General features: G+C 47.3%; 1 protein-coding gene. It reads left to right on the top strand.

All coding sequences use genetic code 11. The features are described from left to right. A partial coding sequence (locus tag ACX5KA_RS05600; protein WP_458730623.1) for an IS3 family transposase occupies positions 1-1,074 on the top strand: 1,074 nt, incomplete at its 5' end. Positions 1,075-1,086: the final 12 nt, after the last annotated feature.

Here is a 1,086-nt window from a genome sequence, read left to right as displayed (position 1 = left end):
AAATGCCTACTGGGGGGAAGACGAGGACAATTAACCTCACTCACAGATAGGCAGCATTACGCATCTCTGATTGATGAAGCAGTCGGCTCAGGTGCTAGAAAAGAGAAAGCCTGTGAAGAAGTTGGTATGTCTGTACGCACATTACAACGCTGGCAGGAAAGCGGTGAAATCAGTGGTGACAAAAGACCTACAGCTGATAGGCCAGAACCGAGTAACAAGCTCACTGAGGAAGAGCAGCAAGCGATATTAGCTACCTGTAACCAAGAAGAATACGCCAATTTAGGGCCAAGTCAGATAGTGCCAATGCTGGCAGATAACGGGCAATATCTCGCGTCTGAATCGAGCTTTTATCGTGTGTTGAAAGCCAATGACCAGCTAGCCCATCGAGGTAAAGCAAAACCTAAAGGTAGCCGAGCTAAACCTAAGGGGTACACAGCGACAGCGCCAAACCAAGTGTGGACTTGGGATATTAGTTACTGCCCGTCAACGGTCATTGGTCGGTTCTTCTACCTCTACATGATAATCGACATCTTCAGCCGTAAGGTTGTCGGGTGGGAAGTTCATGACAGTGAATCAGGTGAACATGCTGCCCAATTGCTTGAGCGCACGCTCTGGTCTGAGAAATGCGTTAAAAAAGACGTGGTATTGCATTCAGATAACGGTAGCCCGATGAAATGTTTGACGATGCAAGCCAAAATGCTTGATATGGGTGTCATTGGCTCTCGTAGCCGCCCCGGTGTCAGCAATGATAATCCGTACTCAGAATCATTGTTCCGCACGGTCAAATACAGTCACCGCTGGCCAAGCGAAGGCTTTAAAAGCCTTGAAGATGCAAGAGCTTGGATGAAAGGCTTCGCTCAATGGTACAACACTGAGCACAGGCATAGTCGCATCAAATTCGTGACACCAGCGCAACGCCATAATGGTGAAGATAAAGCGATATTGGCAAAACGCCATGAGCTATATACCAAAGCGCAAAAAAAGAACCCTAACCGCTGGTCAAAGGGTATTAGAAACTGGGAGGAAATCGGTGATGTGAAATTAAACCCAGAGAACAAAAAAGAAGCTGCTTAACAGCTCAGGCGA

It is taken from the genome of Alteromonas alvinellae (genome assembly GCF_902705805.1).
This window is presented reverse-complemented; position numbering and strand designations above follow the sequence as displayed.